The sequence below is a fragment of the Leisingera sp. CC-HEC096 genome, from assembly GCF_059429235.1.
The window spans coordinates 383,594-408,832 of sequence record NZ_JCAIJS010000001.1 but is presented as its reverse complement, the minus strand read 5'-3'; the positions used below and the strand labels follow the sequence as shown (position 1 = coordinate 408,832).

Genomic DNA, 25,239 nt, shown 5'->3' with positions numbered 1-25,239 from the left:
CGTCGATATTTTCCGTGCGGCGCAAGGGGCTGCGGGCTACACCTCTGCCAGCTAAGGGCAGAAGGAGGGCGCGCGGGTGGCTGAGAAGGGAATCAAGACGCAGGACTGGGCGGCGTTCCGGGCTGAGGCGCAGCGGATGCTGGACGCCGCGCTCGACCAGATGCAGCAGGCTGCGGAGCGTCCCTGGCAGCCGGTGCCGGACGACATCGATGCGCGCTATGCGGTGACGGCAGAGGCGCTGGGGCCGCGGGCAGCGGTGGACCGGATCATCCGCGACGTGCTGCCCTATCACGGCGGCAACACCCATCCGCGGTTTTGGGGCTGGGTGCAGGGCTCGGGTCTGGCCTCGGACCTGATCAGCTCTCTGGCGGCGGCGGCCGTCAACGCCAACATGGGCGGGCGCGATCACGGCGCGAACTACATGGAGCGCGCGGTGGTTGACTGGACACGCCGCAAGATGGGGATGCCGGACGGCGCCAGCGGGATCTTGGTGACCGGCACCTCGCAGGCGACGGTGATTGCCTTTCAGGCGGCGCGGCTCAGGGTGCTGAAGGACCTGCGCAAGCAGGGCCAAGGCGCTGTGCGGCTGACCGCCTACGCCGGGGACGGCGTCCATAATGCAACGCTGAAGGCGGTGGAGCTCTTGGGCATCGGCTCGGACAACCTGCGCAAGGTGCCGCTGAAGGACGGTCAAATGGACTGCGCTGCTTTGGCGGCGATGGTTGCAAGCGACAAGGCCGCCGGGGAGAAGCCCTTTCTGGTGGTGGGCAATGCCGGCACGGTGGACCTTGGGCTGTTTGACGATCTGAACGCGCTGGCGGATGCCGCGGCGGAGCTGGGCTTGTGGCTGCATGTGGACGGGGCCTTCGGCGCCTGGACGCGGATCGCCGAGGAGCCGTACCGGTCGCTCAGCGACGGGATCGGGCGGGCCGACAGCATTGCGCTGGATTTCCACAAGTGGATGTATGTGGGCTATGACTGCGGCATGGCGCTTTTGCGCAACGAGGACGAGCACCGGGCAGCCTTCGCGGCGCGGCCCGCCTATCTGGAAGGGGCCGAGCGCGGGCTGGCGGGCGGCGAGCCGTGGTTCTGCGACTACGGCATTGATCTCAGCCGCGGCAACCGGGCGCTGAAGGTCTGGACGGCGCTGGAAACATATGGCGAAGCAGCCTTTTCCGAGGCGATCACCGGCAATTGCGAGCTGGCGGCGTTTATGGCGGCAGAGGTGGAGCGACAGCCCGATATGGCGCTGGGGGCGCCGGTGGTGTCGAATGTCTGCGTGTTCACCGCGCGCAGCGATCTGCCGCCGGAGGCGCAGTCGCAGGTGAACGCCCGCATCGCCCAGACCCTGCAGGAAAGCGGCGAGGCGGTATTCTCGACCACCCGGGCAGACGGCCGGGTGATGCTGCGGGCGGCGATCACCAACCACCGCAGCCGCGAGACGGATGTGCGGGCGGCCATCGCTGCAGTGGCGCGGGAAGCGGCAAAATAACGCCCGCTGCGAGTGTGCCGCGGCACAAGGCCCGGGCCTGACCTTGGGACGGCGCGCAGACGCCTGTCCGTTTTGCCGGAGACAAACCTCCAGCCCTTCAGTTCGAAAGGCAGACCGGCGCAGACCTGGCCGCAGGCGGTTCGGTCAAAACGGCTTCCCCGTTGCCTCACGCCGCAAACCACCGCACGCCCCGCTTGCCGCGCCTTAACCCGGCTCTGCCATACTCACCTGCGTCGCGACACATGGTGCGGTCTGACACCCCGCACCGCCAGGAGATACGGAACCCCCAAGACCACCTCCTTCATTGGGTGCAGGGGTTTTCCGCAGATGAGAGCTTTCGAGCGGACATGGGGGCTTGCGACCCCCTGCCCGGCCCTCCGCCCTCTGGCGGCGCCGCCTCCTCTACCCCGGCCGCTGACTACCGGCCGCACGAGACAAGGGGCACCTGCCCCGCACAGCCAGCCGCCCCGGACGGAGACACCCTCCCGCCGGGCCGCAGTCCTGCGCGGTGACAGCTTCGTGAGGGCGGTTGCCTGAAACCCCTGCCTCTTCCTATGGTTAGGCCATCACACCCAGCCAGGAGACCGGGCATGGCCTTCATCGCGGACAACCAGCTGCCCCTGCTCCTCATGTTCTTCTTCGCAGGGCTGATCGGCACCGCCTTCCTTTTTCGCAAACCCGCAGGCCACCGCGCCTGGAAACTGGCGGACCTCGTGTGGGTGGTCCTCGGCGGCTTCGGCGCGCTGGTCGCGGTGATCTCCGGCATCTACGCCGCCGACAGCTCCAAGCTCGAACGCCAGATCGACATCGCCTATGCCGCAACGGCGGCCTTCGACCGCGACGCCGCCCGCTTCCGCCTGCGCTTCTGCGACCCGGCCTATGACGCCGACATCGCCGTCCTGTGCGAAAAGGTCGAATTCCTCTCCGCCTCCACCGCGGGCAACGCCGAGCTGCCCTTGTTCATCGCAGTGACGGATGAGGTCGCGCCGCTGCAGGGCCTCAGCTTCCTGTTCGGCGGCCGCGGCGCAGCAGACGGAATGAAAGAAATGGAAGCCCAGGCCAGCGCCTTCGATCCCGAGGCGTTCCTGGTCTTCACCTCGCTCGACGCCCCGGCCCAGGAAGCCGTGGACAACATGCGCCGCAAGGTGCCCGCCATCGCCGGCGATTACCTGATCATCGCCCGCGCCTATGACGACCTGATCGCCCATGTGTCCAAACTGAAAGAAGAATGGGAATACCTGCAGGACAATGCCCATATCCTGGTCCTGCAGATCATTGCGCTGTGCCTCGTCAGCTTCGCCGCCCCCTTCCGTCTCGGCAAATCCATTGTCGAGCTGCGCCAGCGCCGCTAACCTGACCGGACCGCTAAAAGGACCCGCTATGCGCAGCTTCGACGAGATCTACGCCATTTCCGCAGACCGCCACGGCGGCCCCGCGGCGCTGGAGGAAAAGCTCTCCAAACCCGACCCCAAGGTGACGGCGCTGCCGGAAGACCGCTGGCTGTCCGTGATGACCAAATGCATCTTCCAGGCAGGCTTCAACTGGAAAGTGATCGAGGCGAAATGGGACGGGTTCGAGGAGGTCTTCCACGGCTTCGACCCGGGCCCCTGCGCCTTCATGGCCGAAGACGAGTTCGACCGGATCCTCAGCGACACCCGCGTCGTGCGCAATGGCGCCAAGCTCGCGACCGTCCGCCACAACGCCGCCTTCCTGATGGAGCTGCGCGACGAGGGCGGCGCGGGCCAAGTGCTGGGCGGCTGGCCCTCCACCGATTACATCGGGCTGCTGGACATGCTCAAGAAACGCGGCGCCCGCCTTGGCGGCAACACCGGCCAGTACGCCATGCGCTTTGCCGGCCGCGACAGTTTCATCCTCAGTCAGGACGTCACCACCCGCCTGATCGCCGAAGGCATCATAGACAAACCCGCGACCTCCAAGACCGCGCTGAAGGCGGTGCAAGCAGCCTTCAACGACTGGATGGAGCAATCGGGACGCACGCTCACCGAAATCAGCCGCGTGCTCGCGATGAGCTGCTGACGCAAAGGCCCTGTGCAGATGATCCGCCTGCTGCTCCTCGCATTCCTGATCCTCACCGCCTGCGGCCGCCCGCTGACGCAAACCGAACGCGCCTATCTGGACGGGCTGCACGGCACCAGCCTGAACGCGGACAGGATCCGCATCGTCAAGGGGGCACCGGTCGGCGCGGTCACTTTCCGCCGGATGCCGCGCCCGCGCGTCACCTGCCGCGAGCGCATTCTGCCGCCGGTCAAGGATGAGATCGTCACCTCCTCCCCGGCCGCAGTGGCGCTGTTCAACCGGATCTTCTTCACTCGCGACTGGTACCTGGAAAACTACCTGCCGGAGTACCCGGACCGGCTGCACCTGGTGGAGGCGATGCTGCTGGCGCATGAGATCACCCATGCCTGGCAATGGCAGAACCGCAAGCGCACCGGCTATTCGCCGCTGCGCGCGGCGGTGGAGCATGGACAAAGCCGCGACCCCTATCTGTTCGATTTGCAGGGAGAGCCCGATTTCCTGACCTACGGGTTTGAGCAGCAAGGCGCCATCATGGAGGAATACGTCTGCTGCCGCGCCCTCGCCCCGCAGGCGCCCCGCACCCGGCGGCTGCACAAGATGCTGGCCGCCGCCATGCCGGTGAGCCCGCTGCCGCAAAGCCGCGAAAGCGATGTCTACCTGCCGTGGAACGGTGCAGAGCTGGACGGCATCTGCGACTGACCCGCCGTTTTCCGCCGCGGAAAACAGCCATAGAAAGTCTATTTTTTATGGCCGGAATTGGCGACGGAATCCGGTCCCGGGCCGCAACGTAGCACTTGTGCTGCCAGGGTGTTTCCGTTCACAAAACCGCAGAGACACCTGCAGGAGCCGCGACATGACCCAATACGCCCTCATCATGCTGGCCGCAGGCCTCGGCATCCCGGTGCTGGCGGCGCTGAATGCAGCTTTGGGAAAACTTATCGGCTCCCCCGCATCCGCCGCCGTGGTGCTGTTCCTGATCGCGCTGGTGGCAACAGTTCTTTATGCGCTGATTGCAGGCCCGCAGGCGCTGGCCAAGATCCCGGCGGCACCCAAGCATCTGTTTCTGGCTGGGGTTCTGGTGGCCTTTTACGTCCTGTCGATCACCCATGTGGCGCCGCATTTCGGGGTGGGGAATGCGGTGTTCTTCGTGCTGATCGGCCAGCTGATCTCTGCCGCAGCCATCGACCACTTCGGCCTGTTCGGCGCCCAGATCAGCCCGCTGACGCTCACCCGCGCCGCCGGCATCTCAGTGATGGCGCTGGGGGTCTGGATCACCCAGATGGCGTGATGGCGGCCCCGAACGCGCCCCTTTCCGGGCAGACGCTCCATTGCCCTCCCTAACACGGCCTTGTCCGGGCAATAAAACACCAGACTCGCAGTCCGCAGCCCGGAAGGCCCATTGAGTACGGAAGCGTTAAGAAGCAGATTTGAAACCTTATTATTTCAGGCAATTTCACATGAACAAAAACACACGCCTGCGCCAGCTCCCCCTTCTGTTCGTCTACACACTCACAGGCGGGCTGGCTGGCACTCTGGCTGCAAATCTGCTGCTCCCGGCGATCATCCCCGCTGGCAAACCTCCGGGATTGCCCGACGGACTCATCGTGATACTGGCTTCTTTACCCATGCTCGGCGGTATGCTGGCAGGAATCTGGCTTCACGGCGCCGTTGCCGCCAAGCGGCAGAATTCCGGTACCGCCGTAACAAAACGGTCCCTGCTTTGGCGCATCCCCGCATTCGCGGTCTTTGCCCTGGCGATGTTCACAGCGATTGTGGTGACGGGATCGAAGCTGTCAATTTCGCTGGCAGGCGGAAATGCCGAAGCCGCCGTGCCGCAGCAGTGACGCACCGGCCTCGCGGTTTCCGGCCTGACAGCGCAAAGACTTCAGCCCGCCACCTTCTTCACAAACTGGGATTTCAGCCCGATCGGCCCCACCCCCGGCACCTTGCAGTCGATGTCGTGATCGCCATCCACCAGACGGATGCCGCGCACCTTGGTTCCGACCTTGAGGACGGAGGACGTCCCCTTAAGCTTCAGGTCCTTGATCACCGTCACAGTGTCCCCGTCGCTCAGCAGATTGCCGACACTGTCACGGACTTCCGCGGCAGTGTCCGCAGCCTCCCCCGCCGCCCATTCATGGGCGCACTCAGGGCAGATCAGCAGGGCGTCCACCTGATATGTATAGGCAGAGGCGCATTCGGGGCACGGCGGCAATGTGTCAGTCATGCCTCCGCTCGTAGCCGGCAAGGCGCAGGGAGGCCAGCAGGAATTGCCTGCCCTGCACCGGGCCGCTGCACCAGCGGCCTCAGCTCTTGCCGCTGACCTTGATGTTGCCTTCAACCTGGGCACCGCTTTCGGTCGACATGCTTTGCGCCGAGACGTCGGCCCGCACCCTCGAGCTGGCTGCCAGCCGCAGGTCATCGCACTCGATCTTGCCGCTGTAGGCGCCTTCCACGGTGACCGACTTCGCACTCAGCGCGCCATCGACGGTGCCGCCTTCCAGCACTGTCACCGCCTGCGCCGAGACATCGCCGACCACCCGGCCGCGGACCTCGACGCTGCCTTTGCTGGAGGTGACATTGCCTTCGACCGTCACATCTTTCTCGATTACCGAATTCACCACGTCTCAGCCCTTTCTGCGCATCCCCGGACAGCCTAGCCCGCCCGGCCGGAATTTAACAGCTGATAGCAAACCACCGCCCGGCCGCCAAAGCCGCCTGGCCCCGGCAGGCAAGGTTCCGCCGCCCCGCCCTTCTGCCGGGCTACTCCACCTGGGGAAACGGCGCGGGCAGCGGCGCGGCGCTGTACTGGAACAGCGCCCCCCAGAACCCGCCCGGACTGGGCTGCCAAGGCGCCGTGTTCATGTCCAGCGCCACGCAGGCAGAGGACCGCGTGGCCGGGTTCTCCTTGGCCCGCTCACAGCGCTCCGGCGTGGTGTGGCAGGCTACCAGAAAGTTCTGCGCCCCCTTCCTGCCGCTGTCCTCCTGGTAGCAATAGCGGATCGCCTCCTCCTGCAGCTGCGCGCGGGCCTGCTCGACCAGCTGCTGGTTTCCGGCCACCGTCTTGCTGGCCGCCTCCAGCGCAACGGCGGCGTCCTGCTGCACCAGCTCGGCCTCGCGCTCCAGATCCCCGGTTCCGCCCCCGGCGGCCTGCAGCGCCTCGGTCAGCCGGGCGTTCACCTTCTGCGCCTCCGCCAGCGCCGTCTGCAGCTCCGAGACGGTGGCGTCATATTCGACCAGCTTGGATTTCCATTTGAAGCCGGCAAAGCTGCCCTCCTCAAACCCGGCGCTGACCAGAATGCCGTTCAGTTTCTGCGGAAACAGCAGGAACACCGCAAACAGCGCAATCACCGAAGCATCGCGCAACAGCACCACCAGATCCTTCAGGACCGAGACCGTCTTCTGCATCTGAAACCACCGTCACTGGAGAACGTACCATGCACCAGAGTGGACCAGTGCCGTTGATCAGGTCAAATGGCGGAGAACAGCCGGGCGAGCGCCTGCCCGCGGGGTGGCGCCGTGACGCTGATGCAAGGCAGTTTATCCCTGCCAAATCCGTACGAGTTGTCAGAAGATCACTGCCCCCGCAAAAGCGCCAGCCCGGTGGGGCGGGCAGGCGCTCGCCCGGCGGCGCTGCGCGCCTTGTTCCGGGCTGAAGTAAATCAGATATCTTGGTTCAATTCTTGCAATGCAATAATTGGTCGATGATCCCTTCGATAACGAACCCTAACCCATTGAGTTCGCCATCGCTGCCAATGCCCTCCGCAACGAGCTCATCGCTGAGTGCATCCAGTAGGAAATCCAGTTCCTCAGGGCTGAACTCACCCTTTGCTTTGGCGCGGCCCTTGAACGGTTTGGCATAAAATCTCCCAAGTAGGCCAGGCTTCGAATACCCGCCTTTTGAGAAACGGTCCGCGGGGAGACCATTTAGAAAATCTAGGGCTGCCTGCTCCACCTCAATTTCTATCCGAGCCAAAACACCCCCTTTCACGGCAATAGCCCCGCCTAAACCGGCACCAGCAGCCCGTTCTCCAGCTTCACCTGCCGGTCCATCCGCGCTGCCAGTTCCAGGTTGTGGGTGGCAATCAGCGCCGACAGGCCGGTGCCGCGCACCAGCTCCATCAGCGCCGCAAACACCTGGTCCGATGTGCCGGGATCAAGATTGCCGGTCGGCTCATCCGCCAGCAGCACCCGCGGCGCGTTGGCCAGCGCCCGGCAGAAAGCCACCCGCTGCTGCTCGCCGCCCGACAGCGCCGCCGGGCGGTGATCGGCGCGGCCTGCAAGGCCGACGGTGCCCAGCAGCTCCGCCGCCCGCGCCACGGCGGATTTCTGCGAGGCACCATTAGCCAGCTGCGGCAGCACGATGTTTTCCAGCGCCGAAAACTCCGGCAGCAGGTGGTGGAACTGGTAGACAAAGCCCACCTCCTGACGGCGCACGCGCGTGCGGCGGCGGTCTCCCTTGCGGGTCACGTCTTCACCAGCCACCCGAACCTCGCCCGCGTCCGGCGTGTCCAAGAGCCCCGCGATATGCAAGAGCGTCGACTTGCCCGCGCCGGAGGGCGCGACCAGCGCCACGACCTCACCGGCCTGCATGGCCAGATCGGCGCCGCGCAGCACATCGACCTGGCCCGGCGTTCCGGTCAGATAGGATTTGGTGATCCCCTTCAGCTCCAGCGTGATCTCACTCATAGCGCAGTGCCTCCACCGGGTTGAGCCGCGCCGCGCGGCGGGCCGGGAAAATGGTCACGAAGAACGACAGCCCCAGCGACAGCGCGGTGGCCGAGACCACATCCGCCAGCCGCAGCTCCGCAGGCAGCGCATAGATGCCGCGGATCGAAGGGTCCCAGACGCCGCCGCCCATGATGTAGTTCACAAAGGAGAAGATCGGATCGATATAAAGCGCAAACAGGCAGCCCAGCACCACGCCGCAGATGGTGCCGATGACGCCGGTGAAGGCACCGCAGATGAAGAACACCCGCATCACCGAGCCTTCGCTGAGGCCGATGGTGCGCAGGATACCGATGTCGCGGCCCTTGTTCTTGACCAGCATGATCAGGCCGGAGACGATGTTCATCGCCGCGATCAGCACCAGGATCGACAGGATAATGAACATCACGTTGTCCTCGACCTCCAGCGCCCGCAGGAAGCCGCCGGAGGCATCGCGCCAGGTCCAGACCCCCGCGGTGCCGCCCGCCGCCTGCTGGATATCCAGCGCCAGCGCATCGACATTTTCCGGGTCCTCGACCATCACCTCGATCTCATCCGCCACGCCCTCGCGGTTGAAGAACCCCTGCGCCTCGGCAAACGGCAGGTAGACCCGGGTGCGGTCAATGTCCCAGCGGCCCGCAGTGAACACATAGACCACCTCATAGGCGTTGACCCGCGGGCTGGTGCCAAAGGCGGTTTTGACGCCATTGGGGGAGATCAGCTTGATCTTGTCCCCGACCGAGACCCCAAGCTCCCGCGCCACGCCGGAGCCAATGGCGATCCCCTCTTCAAAGCGCGACAGATCCCCTATGGCCTCTTCGCTTTGGGCGACACCCGGAATGCCCTGAATATCCGCGGCGGAGATGCCATAGACCTCGACCCCCGCATTACGCTGGCGCAGGTTCGCCATCACCTGCCCCTTGACCAGCGGCGCTGCGCGGGTGACGCCCGGCACGGCGGCCACGGTCTCTGCCAGCGCCTCGTAGTCCTTCAGCGAGCGGTCCAGCACACCCGCCTCGTTCACCTCGCCATAGGAATAGACAGTGACATGGGCATTGGCGCCCAGGATGGTGCCGACAAATTCCGACCGGAAGCCGGAGCGCACCGCCAGCGTGGCAATCAGCGCAAACACCGCCAGGGTGATGCCGATCAGGCTGATCCAGGTCATCACGCTGACCCCGCCCTCGGCCTTGCGGGCGCGAAGGTAGCGCCAGGCGATGATCCATTCGAAACGGGAAAACGGCGGTGGTGTCGTGGCCATAGAGGGGTCCTGCCCGGGAAATTTGCCTGCAACCTGTGCTGCATAACGCGCGGGGTCAAGGTGCGGTTGCATATCCGCCGGTAATCCGCCTGCTGCGGGCCGCGCGCCGGCCGCCAGCGGCACAACTCTTTTCCGGAAAAGAGTTGCCAAGAGTTTTCAGAAAACTCTTGGGCGCCAGCCGCGGGCCGCGCCGCAAGCCGCAAGCCGCAAGCCGCAAGCCGCAAAAAAAAGGAGCGTTGCCGCTCCCCTTTCCAAAACCGTTCAGCCGGTTCCCCGCGCTGCTCAGAACCCGCGGCCGGTGCGGTGTTTCTCGTAGATGGCAACCACCTTCTTCACCGCCTCTTCCGGGCTCAGCTCCTCGCTCTCGCCGGTGCGGCGCGAGGTCAGCTCCACCACGCCGTTCTTCAGGCCGCGCGGGCCGACGGTGATCCGCCAGGGCAGACCGATCAGGTCCATGGTGGCAAACTTGCCGCCCGCACGCTCGTTCCGGTCATCGTACAGCGGGTCCAGCCCGGCCGCGGTCAGCGCCGCGTACAGCTGGTTGCAGGCTGCATCGGCTTCGTCGTCGCCCTGCTTGAGGTTGACGATACCGCAGTGGAACGGGGTCACGCCCTCGGGCCAGATGATGCCCTTGTCGTCATGGCTGGCCTCGATGATCGCGCCCAGGAGACGCGACACGCCAATGCCGTGCGAGCCCATGTGCACCGGCACGTTCTGGCCATCCGCGGTCTGCACCGTGGCGCCCAGCGCTTCGGAATACTTGGTGCCGAAGTAGAAGATCTGACCGACTTCGATGCCGCGGGCAAAACGGCGGCGCTCTTCGGGAACTTGCTCCTGGAACACCACCTCGTCGTGGGTCTCATCGGTGCGGGCGTATTTGGAGGTGAATTCCTCCAGCACACCCTGGCACTGATCGACGCTGTCATAGTCGATATCGCGGTCGCCGAAGGTCAGATCGGTCACGGCAGAGTCATAGAACACCTCGGACTCGCCGGTTTCGGCCAGCACCAGGAATTCATGGGTGTAGTCGCCGCCGATCGGGCCGCCGTCGGCGCGCATCGGGATCGCCTGCAGGCCCATGCGTTCGTAGGTGCGCAGGTAGCTGACCAGGTGGCGGTTGTAGGCGTGCAGCGCGTCTTCCTTGGAAAGATCGAAGTTGTAGCCGTCCTTCATGTAGAACTCACGCCCCCGCATCACGCCAAAGCGCGGGCGGATCTCGTCGCGGAACTTCCACTGCACCTGATACATGGTCAGCGGCAGGTCTTTGTAGGAGCTGACATGGGCGCGGAAGATGTCGGTGATCATCTCCTCGTTGGTGGGGCCGAACAGCATGTCGCGGTCGTGGCGGTCCTTGATGCGCAGCATTTCCTGGCCGTAGTCGTCATAGCGGCCCGACTCGCGCCACAGGTCGGCGGGCTGCATGGTGGCCATCAGCATCGGGATGTGGCCCGCGCGGATCTGCTCGTCATGGACGATGCTTTCGATCTTCTTCAGCACCTTGAAGCCGAGCGGCAGCCAGGAATAGATCCCGGCGGAGGATTGCTTGATCATCCCGGCGCGCAGCATCAGCCGGTGGCTGACGATCTGGGCTTCCGAGGGGTTCTCTTTCAGAACCGGCAGAAAATAGCGGGACAGGCGCATCTTGGCTCCATCGGTGATGTGGGTTCGAGTTCCCGCCCGGTTTAGTGGGTGATGGGGATGCGGGCAAGTGGGGAGGTGGGCTTGCCGCTGCCGCTGCGCGCCAGCTCCCGAAAATGAAAACCGCGGGCGCCGGAACGCCCGCGGCAATTTCAAACGGTCTTCTGCGGCGACTTACATCTTCGCCCGCTCGGCCCGCAGCGCCAGCCACAGGCAGTAGCACATCGTCAGCACCACCAGCGTGAACGGGATACCGGTGGAGACCGCCGCGCCCTGCAGCGCCGACAGCCCGCCGCCGAGCAGGAGCGCGATGGCCACCAGACCCTCCAGCGTGCACCAGAACACCCGCTGGATCACCGGGGCGTCCATCTTGCCGCCTGCGGTGATGGTGTCGATCACCAGCGAGCCGGAGTCCGATGACGTCACGAAGAAGATCACGATCAGCACCAGCGAGATGGGGGCGACGATCGAGTACAAAGGCAGCTCCTTCAGGAAGCCGAACAGCGCGCCCTCGGGCTTGTAGCTGTCGATCACCGTGGCCTTAACGCCCTCGGCGCCGCCGGCGTTCAGCATGTCGATGGCACCGCCGCCAAAGGTCGACATCCACAGCGCGCAGACCGCTGTAGGCGCGATCAGCGCGCACAGCACGAATTCGCGCACCGTGCGGCCCTTGGAGATGCGGGCGATGAACATGCCGACAAAGGGCGACCAGGCGATCCACCAGGCCCAGTAGAAGGTGGTCCAGCCGTGGAAGTAGCTGGTGTCCTCGCGCCCGAACGGGTTTGAAAGCGCCGGCAGCAACTGAACATAGTCCACCATCACGCTGAAATAGCGCGCAATTGCGGTGCCGATGCCGGTCACAAGGATCACAAAGATGAACAGACCGACCGCCATCACCATGTTGATTTCCGACAGCCGTTTCACGCCCGCGTCCATGCCCAGCAGAACCGAGCCCAGCGCAATCGCAGTGATGCCGATGATCAGCAGCACGACAACCGTCGGAGTCGGCTCGATCCCGAACACCTCATAAAGGCCGGCCGCGACCTGCTGCGCGCCAAGGCCCAGCGAGGTGGTCAGGCCGAACAGTGTGGCAAACACTGCCAGCGTGTCGATGGCGTGGCCCCACCAGCCCCAGACCCGTTCGCCCAGCAGCGGATAAAACGCCGAGCGCAGGGTCAGCGGCAGGTCGAGGTTGTAGCAGAAGATCGCCAGCGACAGGCCAACCGCGGCGTAGACCGCCCAGCCCTCCAGCCCCCAGTGGTGAATGGTGCCGACAATGCCGATGTATTCATTTCCCGGCTCATTGATGTCGATCCCCAAGGGCCGTGCGGCTCCGCCTTCGGAGAAGTTGTAGTAGACAGGCTCAAGCACGCCGAAGAACAGCAGGCCGATGCCGATGCCGGCCGCGAACATCATCGCAATCCACCCGGCATAGGAATAGTCCGGCTTGGCATCCTTGCCGCCGATCCGGACAGAGCCGACCGGCAGGACGATCAGGGCCAGGCAGAACAGGGTTATGGCATCCACCGACAAGACCAGGAACCAGTCGAAGGTGCTTGTCAGCCACGGCCGCAGCCAGCCGAAGAAGGCCGCTGCCGCCTCCTGGTTGGCAAGCGCGATCAGCACGAAAGCGGCAATCAGGATACTGGAAATCAGGAAGACAGGATTGTGGATATCCAAGCCAAGCGGCCGGATGTTGTCCTGTCCCAGCTCATACTCAGTCTCGAAGTCCCAGACCCTCGGGTCGGGATCGAGCATTTTCTTTGTCTCTGGCATGTTTCCTCCCTAAAACTCGCTAAAAGCCCGCCAAGTGTCGCATCAAACGCGAAAATCTCCTAATTTGCGTGTCTTCCAGCTGTTTTGCGGGGGCTGGCTGCGGAAGTTTCCAGCGCTGCAACTTGCCGGAACCCGGCAAAGACCCTGCTATTTGCGGCATTTGCAGACTCCTGTCGTTTTTGCGGCATCGGGGCGCAAAAGAACTTGAATCGTCATTCAAGATTCGAAAGTGTTAGCGGAAACGCCCCGGACAGACCGGGGCGCACTGAGTCCGTGGGGAGAGAGACGTGACCAAAACCATCCATGAGCCGGCGCGGGAGATCCCGGTCATCCATGAAACAGACGTGCTGGTCGTGGGCTCCGGCCCCGGCGGGCTGGCGGCGGCGCTGGCAGCGGCGCGGGCGGGGGTGGAGGTCACCCTGCTGGACCGGTTCGGCTGCTTTGGCGGCAATATCACCACCGTGGGTGTCGAGGGCTTTGCCTGGTACCGGCACGAGGAGACAGTGGAGGCCGGCGGCATCGGCTGGGAGTTCGAGGAGCGCGCCAAGGCGATGGGCGCGGCGGTGCCGGAGAGCCAGTCGCTCAGCTATGAGCTGGACAGCGAGGGCTTCAAGCTGGTCGCCGACAAGCTGGTCGAAGAGGCCGGCATCCACCCGATGCTGCACCGGGTGTTCGTGGCCCCGATCCGCGAGGGCAGCCGGATCACCGGCGTCATCGTCGAGAGCAAGGCGGGCCGCGAGGCGGTGCTGGCGAAGCGGGTGATCGACGCCACCGGTGACGCCGACATCGCGCATATGATGGGTGCGCCTTGCGTGAAAACCCCGGTTGAGCAGATGCAGGCAGCCAGCGTGATGTTCCACATCGCGGGTGTCGACAAGCAGAAGTTCATGGAGGGCGTGAAGGCCGATCCGCAGACCTATGCCAACTGGTCGACCGGCGAATGGCAGGTGGAGACCTCCGGCAAGGAGGATGAGATGTTCTCCCCCTTCCTGGCCAAGCCGTTCTCCCAAGCCATCCGCGACGGGGTGATCCCGGCGCATCTAAACACCATCGGCGGCACCTGGGGCGCGGTGCATGACTCAGGTGAGATGACCTATATGAACCTGGTGCATCTGGCGGGCATCGACGGCACCGACCCCGACAGCATGACCAAGGGCGAGATCGAGGGGCGCAAGCAGGCGATGCATGCCATTGATGCGCTGCGCGCCTACACCCCGGGCTGCGAGGGCGCGCGGCTGCGCAACTTCGGCATGACCATCGGCATCCGCGACACCCGCAAGATCGACGCGCATCACAACATCACCGAGGATGAGACCCGCAACCAGGGCCGGTTCGAGGACACCATCGGCATCTATCCGGAGTTCATCGACGGCTACGGCGTGCTTATCCTGCCGACCACCGGGCGCTATATGCAAATCCCCTACCGGTCGATGCTGCCCAAGGGCGTTCAGGGCCTGCTGGTCACCGGCCGCGCCATCGGCGGTGACAAGATCGCCCATGCCGCCACCCGCAACATGGCCTGCTGCGCTGTTGCGGGACAAGGCGCAGGCATCGCCGCGGCGCTGTCAGTAAAATCAGGCTGCGAGTTCGACGCGGTGAACATCACCGAGGTGCAGGCGGAGCTGAAACGCCAGGGGGTGCGGATCCATTGACGCAGGCCATCCCGACCATCGACATCACACCGCTGCGGGAGGCCGGCCATCCGCAGCGGCAGCAAACCGTCGCAGCCATTCTGGCGGCGGCTGAGGATATCGGCTTCCTGTCGATCACCGGCACCGGCCTGGCGCAGGAAACGGTGGAGGCGGTGCGGGAGTCGGTCCGGGCGATCTTTGCCGTGGATGAAAAGTCCAAGTGGGATCAGGCAATTACGCGGGAGAATTACCGCGGCTATATCCCGATGGGGTTCTTCACGCCGAACGACGGCTCGGGCACGGCGGACAAGTACGAGGGCTACAAGCTGCATCATGAGGTGGCGGCGGATGATCCCATCCGCGCCGCCTGCCCGCTTTACGGCCCCAACCGCTGGCCCGCTGAAGTGCCGGAGGCGCGCGATGTGATCCTCGGCTACTGGGCGGAGCTGGACGGCGTGTTCCACCTGCTGCTGGGCGCCCTGGCAGAGGGGCTGGGGCTGGACCCGGCGGCGTTTCAGGAGCCTTTCAATAATCCCCTCACCAACATGTCGCTGCTGCACTACCTGCCGCAGGCGCCGGAGGAGGACGGCTTTGGCATCCACCCGCACAAGGACACCGACGCGCTGACCATCATCGCACCGGACCCGGTCGGCGGGCTGGAAGTGCAGACCCGCGACGGCGGCTGGATCACACCGGACTGCCCGCCCGGCGGCTTTGTAGTCAATATCGGCGATATGCTGGAGCTGTGGTCCGGCGGGCGGCTGGTCTCCACCCCGCACCGGGTGCTGAACAAAACAGGGCGGGAGCGCTACTCCTTCCCCTATTTCGCGGTGCCGCGCCATGACGTGGTGGTCGCGCCGCTGCTGCCGCCGGTTCAGGGCTTTGACCGCCCTGCGGTGCATTGCGGCCACTGGTCGGCAGAGATCTGGCGCACCAACTGGCCGGATGAGGACGCAGGCGAAGACACCCCGGAGCTGGGCACCCTTCACAGCTAACCGCCCGCCCGGCCGGCAGGCCGGGCAGCGCCCGACCCTCCCCCACGGGGAGGGCGCTGCCCTATGTGCTTTGCTGCTGATCGTACCGGATCAACAGGCAGATCCTCGGCCCAGGCGGCGCCCCGCTCCAGAAGGAGAACATTTCCTTAACTTGCCCCCGGCCTTTTCCGCCTTATCCCCGCCTTGCCCACAGGGGAATCGCCCGCGCCCCTTGCAAGCCCCTGCCCCTTCAGGAAAGACTGGCGGCAAGATCCTGATGCAACGGACCAAGGACGGCACGCGGACAATGGCGCTTTCAGCAAAACAGCAGTTCAGATACTGGGGCATCGCCGCCATTGCCTTTGCGGTCGTCATGTGGGCGCTTGGCAACGTGCTGATGCCCTTCGTGCTGGGCGCCGCCATCGCTTATCTGATCGACCCGCTTGCCGACCGGCTGGAGGCCTGGGGCATGAGCCGCACAGGCGCCACCGCCACCATCACCGTGGGCGCGCTGCTGATTTTCCTCTTGCTGCTGGTGCTGGTGCTGCCGACGCTGATTTCGCAGATGATCGACCTGGCGCAGGTGCTGCCGCAGCTGCTGCGCGATGCCCGCGCCTTTGCCGCCGAGCATTTTCCCTCCCTGTTCGAGGAAAACAGCCGCATTCACCAGGCGGTGACCTCCTTTGTGCAGACGCTGCAGTCGCGGGCTATGGAAGTGGTGCAGTCAGTGCTGGGCGGCGCGGCTTCCTTCTTTAACATCGTGATCCTGCTGGTCATCGTGCCGGTGGTGGCGGTCTATCTGCTGCTCGACTGGGACCGGATGGTTGCCCGCATCGACGAGCTCTTGCCGCGCGACCACCAGCCGGTGATCCGCCGTCTGGCCAGTGAAATCGACGCGGCGCTGGCGTCCTTTATCCGCGGCATGGGCACCGTCTGCCTGATCCTTGGCACCTACTATGCCGTCGCGCTGATGCTGGTGGGGCTGAACTTCGGCCTCGCCGTCGGCTTCATCGCCGGGCTGATCACCTTCATCCCCTATCTTGGCGCGCTGATCGGCGGCGCGCTGGCGATCGGGCTCGCGCTGTTCCAGTTCTGGGGCGACTGGGTCTCGATCGGGCTGGTGGCGCTGATCTTTGCCATCGGCCAGGTGGTCGAAGGCAACTTCCTGACCCCCAAGCTGGTGGGCGACTCGGTCGGGCTGCACCCGGTCTGGCTCTTGCTGGCGCTGTCGGTCTTCGGCGCCCTGTTCGGCTTTGTCGGGATGCTGGTCGCGGTGCCCGTCGCCGCCGCGCTGGGGGTGGTCGCCCGCTTTGTGACAGAGCGGTACCTGGACAGCCGTCTGTACCAGGGCCAAGGCCACCGGGACGCGGGATCGGAATAAACCAGATGGCACAGCAGCTGAGCTTTGATCTCCCGGCGAAACCGGCGCTGGGGCGGGATGATTTCTTTGTGGCCCCCTCCAACGCGATGGCGGTGGCGCTGCTCGATCCCGGCTTTGCCTGGCCCAGCGGCAAGCTGGTGCTGACCGGGCCCAAGGGGTCGGGCAAGACCCATCTGGCGCATGTCTGGGCCAGCCAGACCGGGGCGCGCATCATCCCCGCGGCCAAGCTGACAGCCGAGGCAGTGCCGGAACTGGCGCACGGCCCCATCGCGGTGGAGGACGTGCCGCAGATCGCCGGCGATACGGCCCGGCAGAACGCCCTGTTCCACCTGCACAACCTGGTGCTGGCGCAGGGGCATTCGCTGGTGATGACCGGCCAGGGCGCGCCGAACCTGTGGGGGCTGACCCTGCCCGACCTGCAAAGCCGGGTGCAGGCCGCCACCCATGCTGAGCTTCAGCCGCCGGACGACCAGCTGCTGGCGGTGGTTCTGGCCAAGCTGTTCAACGACCGCCAGATCACCCCCAAACCGGATGTGATTCCCTATCTGGTGGCGCATATGAACCGCTCATTCGCCGCGGCGGCGCAGATCGTGCGGCGGCTGGACCACCTGTCGCTGGCCGAAAAACGCAGCCTGTCCCGCCCCCTGGCGGTGCGGGCGCTGTCGGAGATCCGCGAAGAGGCAACGGAAAATGACGCATCCGCAAGCGGTTGACCCCTGCCCGCCCATGCACCATCCTGACCGCGGATTGCAAGACGGAGCCCTCATGAACGTCACCCAGGACCCCGCCGACGCCAGTACCGATTGGGGCCCCTTCGGGCGTCCGATCTTTCACGATCCCGGTGCCCGGGCGCTGTCCCGGGTTGGGGTTGTCGATGTCGGCTCCAACTCGGTCCGCCTGGTGGTGTTCGACGGCGCCGCCCGCAGCCCGGCCTATTTCTACAACGAAAAGATCATGTGCGCGCTTGGCGCGGGCCTGTCGGAATCGGGCCGCCTGAACCCCGAGGGCCGCGCCCGCGCCCTGTCGGCGCTGCACCGGTTCCAGTACCTGGCCAAGGGCATGGGTCTGCCGCCCTTGTCCGCTGTGGCGACCGCGGCGGTGCGCGATGCCGAGGACGGGCCGGAATTCTGCGAGGAAGTGCTGCGCCAGACCGGCCTCAAGATCCACGTCATTGACGGGCGCGAAGAGGCGCGGCTGTCGGCACAGGGCGTGCTCTTGGGCTGGCCCGGCGCCTATGGGCTGGTCTGCGATATCGGCGGCTCTTCGATGGAGCTGGCGGAGATCCAGGAAAACACCGTGGGCCGCCGGGTGACCTCGCCGCTGGGGCCGCTCAAGCTGCGCGACGTCAAGGGCGGGCGCAAGGGCCGCAAGGAATACATCAAGACTGTCATCGAGCAGCTGAAGGAAGAGATGGGCACCCAGCGCGACCGGCTGTTCCTGGTCGGCGGCAGCTGGCGCGCCATTGCCCGTATCGACATGCACCGGCGCGGCTATCCGCTGAAGGTGCTGCATGAATACCGGATGTCGGCCAAGGACGTGCGCGAGACCGCGCGCTATATCGAAACCCGTGACCTGGACAAGCTGCGCGACGCCTGCGGGGTTTCCTCCAGCCGGATGTCGCTGGTGCCTTATGCCATCGACGTGCTGACCCGGCTGACCAAGACCTTCAAGCCCAAGGACATCGCGGTGTCCAGCTATGGCATCCGCGAGGGGCTCTTGTACGAACAGATGCCGCAGCGGCTGCGCGCCCGCGATCCGCTGGTCGAGGCGTCGCGCTTTGCTGAGATGAAGGACGCCCGCGTCCCCGGCTTTGGCAAGACGCTTTATGATTTCGTGAGCCCCCTGTTCGCCAATGCGCGCCACAGCAAGCGGCGGCTGGTCAAGGCGGCCTGCCTGCTGCATGACGTCAGCTGGCGCGCACATCCCGATTACCGCGCCGAGGTGTGTTTCGACAATGCGACCCGCGCCAATCTGGGCGGGCTCAAGCATTCGGAGCGGGTGTTCCTGGGGCTGGCGCTGCTGCACCGCTACAGCAACAAGCGGCGCGGCAGCAGTTTCGAATACCTCTATTATCTGCTGGACGAGAAGGGGCAGCACGAGGCCGAGGTTCTGGGCAAGGCGATGCGCTTCGGGGCCATGCTGATGGTCACCGGCAACGGCAACATCGGCTCCTTGCGCTGGCAGCCGCGCAAGCGGGTGCTGCATGTGGAGCTGCCGGATGCGGCGCGGCCGCTTTACGGAGAGGTCGCCGAGGCCCGGCTGCAATCGCTGGGCAAGGCGCTGGAGGCGGAGATTGACCTGAAATTCAGCAAGCCCGCCCCGCCGCCAGAGGCGGAATAACCCAGACGGAGGGCGTCAGATCTCGGTCACGCCTTCCTCTTCGGCGGTTTCCTTGTCGGCGGGCGCGTTGTCCTTGGGCTTTTTGCGGATGATGATATCGCCGTTGGGCAGGATCTCGGGCATCTCATAGACGCTCCAATCCTCCACCTCCTTGGCGATTTCCGCCAGCGCGGGTCCCATCTCAGCCAGGAACGCGCCCATCGCCGGGCCGATCTCCTCCATCATGCCCTGCAGGTCTTCCAGTGCCGGCGCCATCTCCTGGCGCAGGCCCTCCCAGAACAGCTCCGCCCCGCGCTCCATCAGCGAGGGGCCGCTGTCCTCCCCTTCCGCCTCCTGGGCGGCAAGCGGGCTGGAGATGAGGGCAATCAGGGCGGCGGGCAGAAGGATCTGTTTCATGGGGCTAATATAGGGGCACCCGCGCTGCGCGAACAGAGGGGGTGGTAAATGGGGCCGGGCCGGGTGTGTCTTCGGCCCGTAAACACTCAGAGCACTTTGCCGCTGGCACAACCTTATAGATATTAAGCCACAACAAATTAGTGTATTCTGGCTTGGTATGTTAAATTGTACAAGGAGACCACTTCATGCGCTCCCTTTGGGTTTCCCTATTAACTTTGGTCCTCGCCGTTTCCCCTGCTGCGGTTCACGCAAGTGAACTAGCCGAGGCACTGACAAAGCTTCGGGCGTCCTTCGCGCGTACGGCTTTTTCGCATTTCAAGGCCATGCCTCTGCACCTCCGGTACGACGTGGAAGTTGGCGAAGTCATCCGCATCCAGGATGAACAGCGGCTGTTTGAAAGCGCCAAATGCTACCCGGGACTTGAGATTGAAGAAGACACCACAACGGAATCCGTATCCGTTTCGCTGTCGCGGAAATCGGCGGTTGCCTTGGGTCTTGGGGGAAGCGCAAGCGTTTACGGCATCCCCGCTTCCGCCGAGGCTCAGTTCAACAGGAATGTTCGCAGAAGCGTCCAGTCGGTACTGGTGAGAACGTCCCTGGCTTACCCGATGGCCGGTGCAATCGAATTGGTGTCCCCTACAGGGGACAGTCCTGATTGCGAGGCGCTTTTTCCGCCTGCCAGTATTCCGATGGGCCCCGGACTGCTGGTGTCGTCTGTCTTCACCGGCAAACTGATCACGCAGCAGGCAATCGACAGCGACATTGCAGCCGGGATTGAGGCCAGCGCCAAGCTGACACCCAGAGGGCTGCCGGTGGAAGTTACTGGCGATGTGGATGCGAGCACCAGCACAACATCCGTCATCGCCCATCTGCGCCCGGAAGGCAGCATCGCTGTGCAGTCCGCCTTTATCAGCCGCCGCGCCTTGATGGACTATTATGCGCTGGCTCAGAATAATCTGGAGACCTGGGCGGAACTGGAAGCGCTGATCGAAAGCTATATTTCGGGCGAAGAGCCTGGCCTGCTGGCAGACGTTAAAAAAGAAATCTGGTCGCTATGGGAAAGACTCGACCAGCCTGAAGAGAGCCTCACCCAGTACAGGGAACGGCTTTTTGCGTCAGAAGATGCAGATTTTGTGGAGAAGGCCGCAGACTTGGATGTTCCTGAAGAAGCCTGGGATCGTATCGGAGACGTTGCGGCGGCTGAAGTGATCGTCACGACAACCATCGCCGAATAAGCATTTCTTGGCGGCGGCATGGCCGGGGATTATGGCCCGTCCGGACCCCCGCCATCACTCCAGCGCGATATCCAGCGTCACCGGGAAGTGGTCGGAAGCCTTGAGCAGCGCGTCGCGCAGGTCCTCGTCGGCGTAGCATTCCGCATCGTCGAACGGGTGCCAGATCCGCCACTGCGGGCTAAACCTCATCAGGCTGTGTGAGATCATCACATAGTCCAGCAGCGCCGGGAAATAGCGTTTGGTGTCGGGGTTGTAAAACCGCGAGGTGCTGGGCAGCGAGGTGGCGCGCGGCTGCAGCAGGGATTGCGCGTTGGGGTCGTTCAGCAGATCACCCAGCACGATCTCGATCGAGGACTGGCCGAAGTGCTTTTCGTAGTCGTCGGCGCCGGGGCCGTCGTTCAGGTCGCCCAGAACGACCACATGCTCGCCCGCGGCCACATGCTCCGCCACCCGCCGGTGCAGCCAGTTCGCCTGCGCCAGCTGTTTGCGCTGGTTGGCGATGGACAGAGTGGTGATCTCCTCCGGCCCGTTGGCCCCATGCGGCGCCTTGGACTTCAGATGCGCCCCGATCATCCGCAGCGCGGTGCCGCCCCGGGTGGTGACAGCCAGCTCCAGCGGCGGCTTGGAGAACGCAACCGTGTCCCGCTGGTCGTCCACGTCGAGGTCGATCTCGAACACGCCGTTGAACAGCGGCGCAGCCTCGCTGGCGCGCGCGTCATGCACCGCGTCCAGCATGTCCGGGTCATAGAGCAGCGCAATTTCCTGGTGGGTGTCGTTGGCAAAACCGCTGACCGCCTCGCGCGCGCGCAGGCCCGCCTCTGCGGCAAAGGCCTCTAGCGCGCGGGTGGTCCGTTGGGTGCGGCCCGTGTTGGGCGCCTCGACCACCATGACGGCATCGGCGTCCAGCCGGCGCAGCACATGGGCAATCGCCCGGCCCTGGGTGTAGCGGTCAACCCCGTGGACACCGGACGGCTTGCCGTCCAGCATCAGCCGGTCGTTCTTGTCGAACAGGTAGGCGAACCACTCGATATTATACGTGGCCAGCCGCATTGCCGCCGCACCCGCTGATCTCATCCCAGGCGCGGTTGATGTCGATCATCCGCTTTTCCGCCAGCCGCACCGCTTCCTCCGGCACCCCGCGGGCGATCATCGCATCCGGGTGGGTGTCGCGCACCAGCTTGCGCCAGTGCTTGCGGATGTCTTCCTTGCTCATCTCCGGGCTGACGCCCAGCACCGTATAGGGGTCCTTGGGCGCATCCGGCACGAACCGCGCCCGCAGCGCCTGGAACTGCTGCGGGCTCTGGCCGAAGATGCGGCTCACCTCTTCCAGGAATTCGTTCTCGCCGGGGTGATAGAAACCGTCCGCCATGGCGATGTGAAACAGCCCCTCCATCAGGTCGCAAAGGGTGGTCGGATCGTCTGCGAACATCTTCTGGATGCGGCGGGCGTATTCCTGATAGCCGGCCACGTCGGTGCGGGCCATGTTAAAGACCCGCGCGGCGCCGGTCTCATCATCCTGGGCGATCTGGAACACCTCGCGGAAGGCGGTGACCTCGTCGCGCGTGACCTGCCCGTCCGCCTTGGCCATCTTGGCGCCAAGCGCAATGACGGCAATGGCAAAGGCCACTGTGCGTTCGGGCGGCGCGCGCAGGCGGTCGAACACCTCCGCCAGGCCTTCGCCTGCAGCAAGCGCGGCCAGCGCGTCGGATATGCGGGTCCAAAGTGACATGGGGCTCAGCCTATCCGGGTTTAGCGGAACTGTCAGGGGCGGGAATGCCCGGCGTCAGAATTTTCTGCATAAAAACAGTATCCAGCCAGAGGCCGTTCTTGCAGCCGAGCTCCGGCATCCGGGCGGTTTCCTGATAGCCCAGGGCGGCATGAAAGGCGATGGCTGCGGGGTTGGCGCTGCTGACGCTGGCGATCAGGACGTGGATCTGCGCCTCTCTCGCCTTGCCTTCCAGCGCCTGCATCAAGGCCCGGCCAGCCCCCTTGCCTTGCGCGGCCGGCAGCAGATGCACGGTATGTTCGGCCGTGAACCGGTAGCCGGGGCCGGAGCGGAACGGGAAGAAATAAGCGTGGCCCAGGACCCGGCCGTCCTGCTCCGCCACCAGATAGCTGCCGTTGCTGGCGGCGATCTGCTGGTGCACCTGGTCCGGTGTCTTCTCGACGGTGTTGAAGGTCGCCAGCGTGTCGCGGATCACCCAGTTGGCGATGGCGCAGACGGCTTCGGCATCCGCGGGAGTTGCGGGGCGGATGATCATCTGAGCTGCCTTTTTCCATGCGGGGTCTCGAACTCCGCCATCATTGCGGGCGCCCCCTGCTCCACCTTGATGCGCGGGTCGTCAAGGATCCGGTCCAGCGCAGTTTGCAGCGCTGCGGCCTCCGGGTGGCTGAGGACCAGCCGCGTCAGGCGGCAGCCCGATTGCGGCAGTTTGCCCGCGGGCGGCTCTGTCTGCCATTGCAGGACCGCAGGAAAGATATTGCCATAGGGCAGCAGGCCGTCCGCGGGCACTGTCATCAGCCAGCGCAGGTGCCCGCGCTGCATCGCCACGTGGCGCTGCGCATGGGGCGGCAGCAGCGATTTCTCTGCTTCGAGGTCTTCGGCGCGCAGGATCCAGTTGCTGAGCCGTGCGGGGCCGTTGAGGCGGTCCAGGTTGAACCAGCGCGGCTGCTCCTGCGGCTGGGTATCCGGGTCGATGGCGATGGCCTCCAGGTAAAGCCCCTCCTCCAGCCCGATCAGCCGGTTATGGGTGCCATAGCGGGCATGAGAGCCGCCGGGGCCGAGGGAAATGCCGAGCGCGTCTTCGGTATGGGCGACAGCCTCTTCCAGCGTTGCGCCGGCCACTGCCAGGTGATCGAGTATCATGTCCGCCCTCCCCTTTTGCGCGTGAGACTAGCCGGGTTGCGGCGGGGTGCAAGGCGGGAATTTCTGTCAGAAGGAATGGAGGAAGCTTCCTGTTGGCCAAGCACAAAGGTTAGAGTAGGCCTTAGAAACTGCCGCCTCCTGAATGTTATCTACCTATTTCCTTTGAAAGTGAAAGTAATGAAAGTCTATCACTTAGACACCAGTTTGAATGCGATTTCAGCCGGAGTGGGTTGGTCGGCAACCAAGGAACTTCGCCAGCCTGGGTCGGGTATGGGCAAAGATTTCTGGTACTGTACCGATGCAGACAGGGCTCCCTTGGGTCAGCTACCTGCGGAGATCAGGAATGAGATTGATGCGCATTGGGCTTTGAGTTTCGCGCGCAATGACAACCTGCCCGATACGTTTATGAGCCTCAAGAACGCTCACTTCACCGGCGCTCCCTTTGCTCACCAAGGCATTTGTGAGGTGTTTCAGAAATTTGCAGAAGGCAATTGCGAGATCATTCCAATTCGAAACTTCTGGTCCTTACACGACAATAAAGAGGTGCCCGAGCCTTACTTCGTTGCAAATGTATTCAATGCCGCAGAGCTCTTGGACACTAGGCTCACAAAAACAAGGCCCGTCAAAAATCCAAGATTTGGCAACATTAGATTTCTGCCACCGTGCCTAGCTGAAGAAATATTTGTTCGGAAAGACCAGTTTTCCGGTCACCACCTTATGCGCGATGCAGAAACTTCTGAATGGTTTTGCGACGACGTTTTCCGCGAAGCCATCGAAGCTGTGACGCCGGGAACATATGAGTTTCAAGAAGTAAACTTGGTCTAGCCGCGGAGAAGGTCACGGCAGGTTCGGCTTAAACCCAAACCGCCAGTGCCCAGATCCCGGCAATCACCGTCGGGTAAAAGGTCCCGGCAAAGCCCAACCCGCGCAAGGGCGGCGACAGGTGGTAGCCGCCCCAGAACAAGAGCCGCATGATCGTAAAGGACAGGCCAAGTGCGATGGCAACCGCGCCGCCCAGGGTGACGGCAACGAAGGGCCAGACAGCGAGCGCCAGCACCAGCTGCTCGGTGGTGTTGGTCAGCACCCGCTGGTCGATCTCGGCCGGGGAGCCGGGGGCGAAGGGCTCTCCGTCGATGATGGCATCGTCGAAGAACCGCCGCTGCGCCAGGCGGGCGATGATCAGCGCAAGGACCAGACCGGGCGGAAGGAAGGCGCCGGGCAAGGCGATGGGCGCCGGGATATAGGGCAGGCCCAGCCATTGCGGCAGGCCGGTGACCAGCACGCCCCAGAGCGCGCCTAGGGCCATGCCGGTGAGGATCTGAGGACGTTTGGAGTGCAGCATTGCGCCACTCAACCACCGGTTTGGCGGTTTGCCAAGGCGCAGCACGGCCGCTGCGGCGGAAAGCTGCGGCCAGCGGGTATCAGATACGGGGAACCAGGCGCTCCCGCCCGCCGCTGGCTGTGCCAAGGGCACATCCGCGCCGGTTGGGCGCGCGATGCCGGCA

Annotated in this window: 27 protein-coding genes; 13 read left to right on the top strand and 14 right to left on the bottom strand. The window is 64.5% G+C overall.

The features are described from left to right. The first annotated feature begins 76 nt into the window (after positions 1–76). From AC5STI_RS02000 to AC5STI_RS01975, 6 genes are all read left to right on the top strand, one after another. Positions 77–1,492: a pyridoxal phosphate-dependent decarboxylase family protein gene (locus AC5STI_RS02000; RefSeq protein ID WP_495445404.1), complete on the top strand. Its 1,416-nt coding sequence runs from the start codon at positions 77–79 to the stop codon at positions 1,490–1,492. Positions 1,493–2,082: 590 nt separating this feature from the next. Then, on the top strand, positions 2,083–2,844 hold the full coding sequence (locus tag AC5STI_RS01995) for a hypothetical protein (protein ID WP_490398539.1): 762 nt from the start codon (positions 2,083–2,085) through the stop codon (positions 2,842–2,844). Positions 2,845–2,872: 28 nt separating this feature from the next. After that, positions 2,873–3,529, top strand: a complete 657-nt coding sequence (locus AC5STI_RS01990; protein WP_495445403.1) for a DNA-3-methyladenine glycosylase I — start codon at positions 2,873–2,875, stop codon at positions 3,527–3,529. 18 nt (positions 3,530–3,547) lie between these two features. Next, positions 3,548–4,228 carry a hypothetical protein gene (locus AC5STI_RS01985; RefSeq protein ID WP_490398541.1) on the top strand — a complete coding sequence of 227 codons (681 nt, stop codon included), beginning with the start codon at positions 3,548–3,550 and terminating at the stop codon, positions 4,226–4,228. A gap of 154 nt (positions 4,229–4,382) precedes the next feature. After that, positions 4,383–4,817, top strand: coding sequence for a DMT family transporter (locus tag AC5STI_RS01980; protein ID WP_475051068.1), 435 nt, complete (start codon positions 4,383–4,385; stop codon positions 4,815–4,817). A 139-nt stretch (positions 4,818–4,956) separates the two neighbouring features. Continuing rightward, a complete protein-coding gene (locus AC5STI_RS01975) occupies positions 4,957–5,373 on the top strand; it encodes a hypothetical protein (RefSeq protein WP_495445402.1) in 417 nt (138 codons plus the stop codon). Positions 5,374–5,414: 41 nt separating this feature from the next. Here the strand turns inward: AC5STI_RS01975 and AC5STI_RS01970 are convergent, their stop codons facing one another. The 8 genes from AC5STI_RS01970 to AC5STI_RS01935 all read right to left on the bottom strand — a co-directional run bounded on the left by AC5STI_RS01970 (position 5,415) and on the right by AC5STI_RS01935 (position 12,911). Then, positions 5,415–5,756 (bottom strand): zinc ribbon domain-containing protein YjdM, encoded by a 342-nt coding sequence (locus AC5STI_RS01970; RefSeq protein ID WP_495445401.1) that lies wholly within the window; start codon positions 5,754–5,756, stop codon positions 5,415–5,417. Positions 5,757–5,835: 79 nt separating this feature from the next. Then, a complete protein-coding gene (locus tag AC5STI_RS01965) occupies positions 5,836–6,153 on the bottom strand; it encodes a bactofilin family protein (RefSeq protein WP_475051063.1) in 318 nt (105 codons plus the stop codon). 139 nt (positions 6,154–6,292) lie between these two features. Next, positions 6,293–6,937, bottom strand: a complete 645-nt coding sequence (locus AC5STI_RS01960; RefSeq protein WP_495445400.1) for a hypothetical protein — start codon at positions 6,935–6,937, stop codon at positions 6,293–6,295. A 268-nt stretch (positions 6,938–7,205) separates the two neighbouring features. Next, entirely contained in the window at positions 7,206–7,520 is a 315-nt protein-coding gene (locus tag AC5STI_RS01955) for a hypothetical protein (RefSeq protein ID WP_495445399.1), read from the bottom strand. Positions 7,521–7,534: 14 nt separating this feature from the next. Further along, entirely contained in the window at positions 7,535–8,218 is a 684-nt protein-coding gene (locus tag AC5STI_RS01950; RefSeq protein ID WP_495445398.1) for an ABC transporter ATP-binding protein, read from the bottom strand. After that, a complete protein-coding gene (locus tag AC5STI_RS01945; protein ID WP_495445397.1) occupies positions 8,211–9,497 on the bottom strand; it encodes a lipoprotein-releasing ABC transporter permease subunit in 1,287 nt (428 codons plus the stop codon). Before AC5STI_RS01945 ends, AC5STI_RS01950 begins: the two co-directional genes overlap by 8 nt. 282 nt (positions 9,498–9,779) lie before the next feature. Beyond that, positions 9,780–11,138: a proline--tRNA ligase gene (gene proS / locus AC5STI_RS01940; RefSeq protein ID WP_495445396.1), complete on the bottom strand. Its 1,359-nt coding sequence runs from the start codon at positions 11,136–11,138 to the stop codon at positions 9,780–9,782. A 171-nt stretch (positions 11,139–11,309) separates the two neighbouring features. After that, positions 11,310–12,911: a BCCT family transporter gene (locus AC5STI_RS01935; RefSeq protein ID WP_495445395.1), complete on the bottom strand. Its 1,602-nt coding sequence runs from the start codon at positions 12,909–12,911 to the stop codon at positions 11,310–11,312. A gap of 287 nt (positions 12,912–13,198) precedes the next feature. On the opposite strand from AC5STI_RS01935, the gene AC5STI_RS01930 reads away from it, so the two are divergent. From AC5STI_RS01930 to AC5STI_RS01910, 5 genes are all read left to right on the top strand, one after another. Next, positions 13,199–14,563 (top strand): FAD-dependent oxidoreductase, encoded by a 1,365-nt coding sequence (locus AC5STI_RS01930; RefSeq protein WP_495445394.1) that lies wholly within the window; start codon positions 13,199–13,201, stop codon positions 14,561–14,563. Next, positions 14,560–15,537 (top strand): isopenicillin N synthase family dioxygenase, encoded by a 978-nt coding sequence (locus AC5STI_RS01925; protein ID WP_495445393.1) that lies wholly within the window; start codon positions 14,560–14,562, stop codon positions 15,535–15,537. The genes AC5STI_RS01930 and AC5STI_RS01925 overlap by 4 nt, the downstream gene beginning before the upstream one ends. A 286-nt stretch (positions 15,538–15,823) precedes the next feature. Beyond that, positions 15,824–16,897 (top strand): AI-2E family transporter, encoded by a 1,074-nt coding sequence (locus AC5STI_RS01920; protein WP_490398635.1) that lies wholly within the window; start codon positions 15,824–15,826, stop codon positions 16,895–16,897. A gap of 5 nt (positions 16,898–16,902) precedes the next feature. Beyond that, positions 16,903–17,610, top strand: coding sequence for an HdaA/DnaA family protein (locus tag AC5STI_RS01915; RefSeq protein WP_495445392.1), 708 nt, complete (start codon positions 16,903–16,905; stop codon positions 17,608–17,610). A gap of 52 nt (positions 17,611–17,662) precedes the next feature. Then, the gene (locus AC5STI_RS01910; protein WP_495445391.1) at positions 17,663–19,237 is read left to right on the top strand and encodes a Ppx/GppA family phosphatase; all 1,575 of its coding nucleotides are present in this window, start codon (positions 17,663–17,665) and stop codon (positions 19,235–19,237) included. Positions 19,238–19,252: 15 nt separating this feature from the next. Here the strand turns inward: AC5STI_RS01910 and AC5STI_RS01905 are convergent, their stop codons facing one another. Further along, positions 19,253–19,633 carry a hypothetical protein gene (locus AC5STI_RS01905; RefSeq protein WP_141890694.1) on the bottom strand — a complete coding sequence of 127 codons (381 nt, stop codon included), beginning with the start codon at positions 19,631–19,633 and terminating at the stop codon, positions 19,253–19,255. Between the two features lie 185 nt (positions 19,634–19,818). Here AC5STI_RS01905 and AC5STI_RS01900 point away from each other — a divergent pair, with 185 nt between their 5' ends. Further along, positions 19,819–20,868 carry a hypothetical protein gene (locus tag AC5STI_RS01900; RefSeq protein ID WP_495445390.1) on the top strand — a complete coding sequence of 350 codons (1,050 nt, stop codon included), beginning with the start codon at positions 19,819–19,821 and terminating at the stop codon, positions 20,866–20,868. A gap of 54 nt (positions 20,869–20,922) precedes the next feature. Here AC5STI_RS01900 and AC5STI_RS01895 read toward each other — a convergent pair whose 3' ends face one another. Genes AC5STI_RS01895 through AC5STI_RS01880 form a run of 4 tightly spaced genes read right to left on the bottom strand, consistent with a single transcriptional unit; the run spans position 20,923 to position 23,734 of the window. After that, positions 20,923–21,918: an endonuclease/exonuclease/phosphatase family protein gene (locus tag AC5STI_RS01895; protein WP_495445389.1), complete on the bottom strand. Its 996-nt coding sequence runs from the start codon at positions 21,916–21,918 to the stop codon at positions 20,923–20,925. After that, positions 21,899–22,597 carry a TerB family tellurite resistance protein gene (locus AC5STI_RS01890; RefSeq protein WP_475051042.1) on the bottom strand — a complete coding sequence of 233 codons (699 nt, stop codon included), beginning with the start codon at positions 22,595–22,597 and terminating at the stop codon, positions 21,899–21,901. The genes AC5STI_RS01895 and AC5STI_RS01890 overlap by 20 nt, the downstream gene beginning before the upstream one ends. Positions 22,598–22,607: 10 nt before the next feature. Next, on the bottom strand, positions 22,608–23,129 hold the full coding sequence (locus AC5STI_RS01885) for a GNAT family N-acetyltransferase (protein WP_495445388.1): 522 nt from the start codon (positions 23,127–23,129) through the stop codon (positions 22,608–22,610). Then, on the bottom strand, positions 23,126–23,734 hold the full coding sequence (locus tag AC5STI_RS01880; protein WP_495445387.1) for a VOC family protein: 609 nt from the start codon (positions 23,732–23,734) through the stop codon (positions 23,126–23,128). Before AC5STI_RS01880 ends, AC5STI_RS01885 begins: the two co-directional genes overlap by 4 nt. Positions 23,735–23,911: 177 nt before the next feature. Between AC5STI_RS01880 and AC5STI_RS01875 the strand changes: the two genes are divergently transcribed. Continuing rightward, positions 23,912–24,559: an imm11 family protein gene (locus AC5STI_RS01875; protein WP_495445386.1), complete on the top strand. Its 648-nt coding sequence runs from the start codon at positions 23,912–23,914 to the stop codon at positions 24,557–24,559. A 28-nt stretch (positions 24,560–24,587) separates the two neighbouring features. On the opposite strand, the gene AC5STI_RS01870 is transcribed toward AC5STI_RS01875, so the two are convergent. Further along, a complete protein-coding gene (locus AC5STI_RS01870; protein ID WP_495445385.1) occupies positions 24,588–25,076 on the bottom strand; it encodes an MAPEG family protein in 489 nt (162 codons plus the stop codon). Positions 25,077–25,239 lie beyond the last annotated feature (163 nt).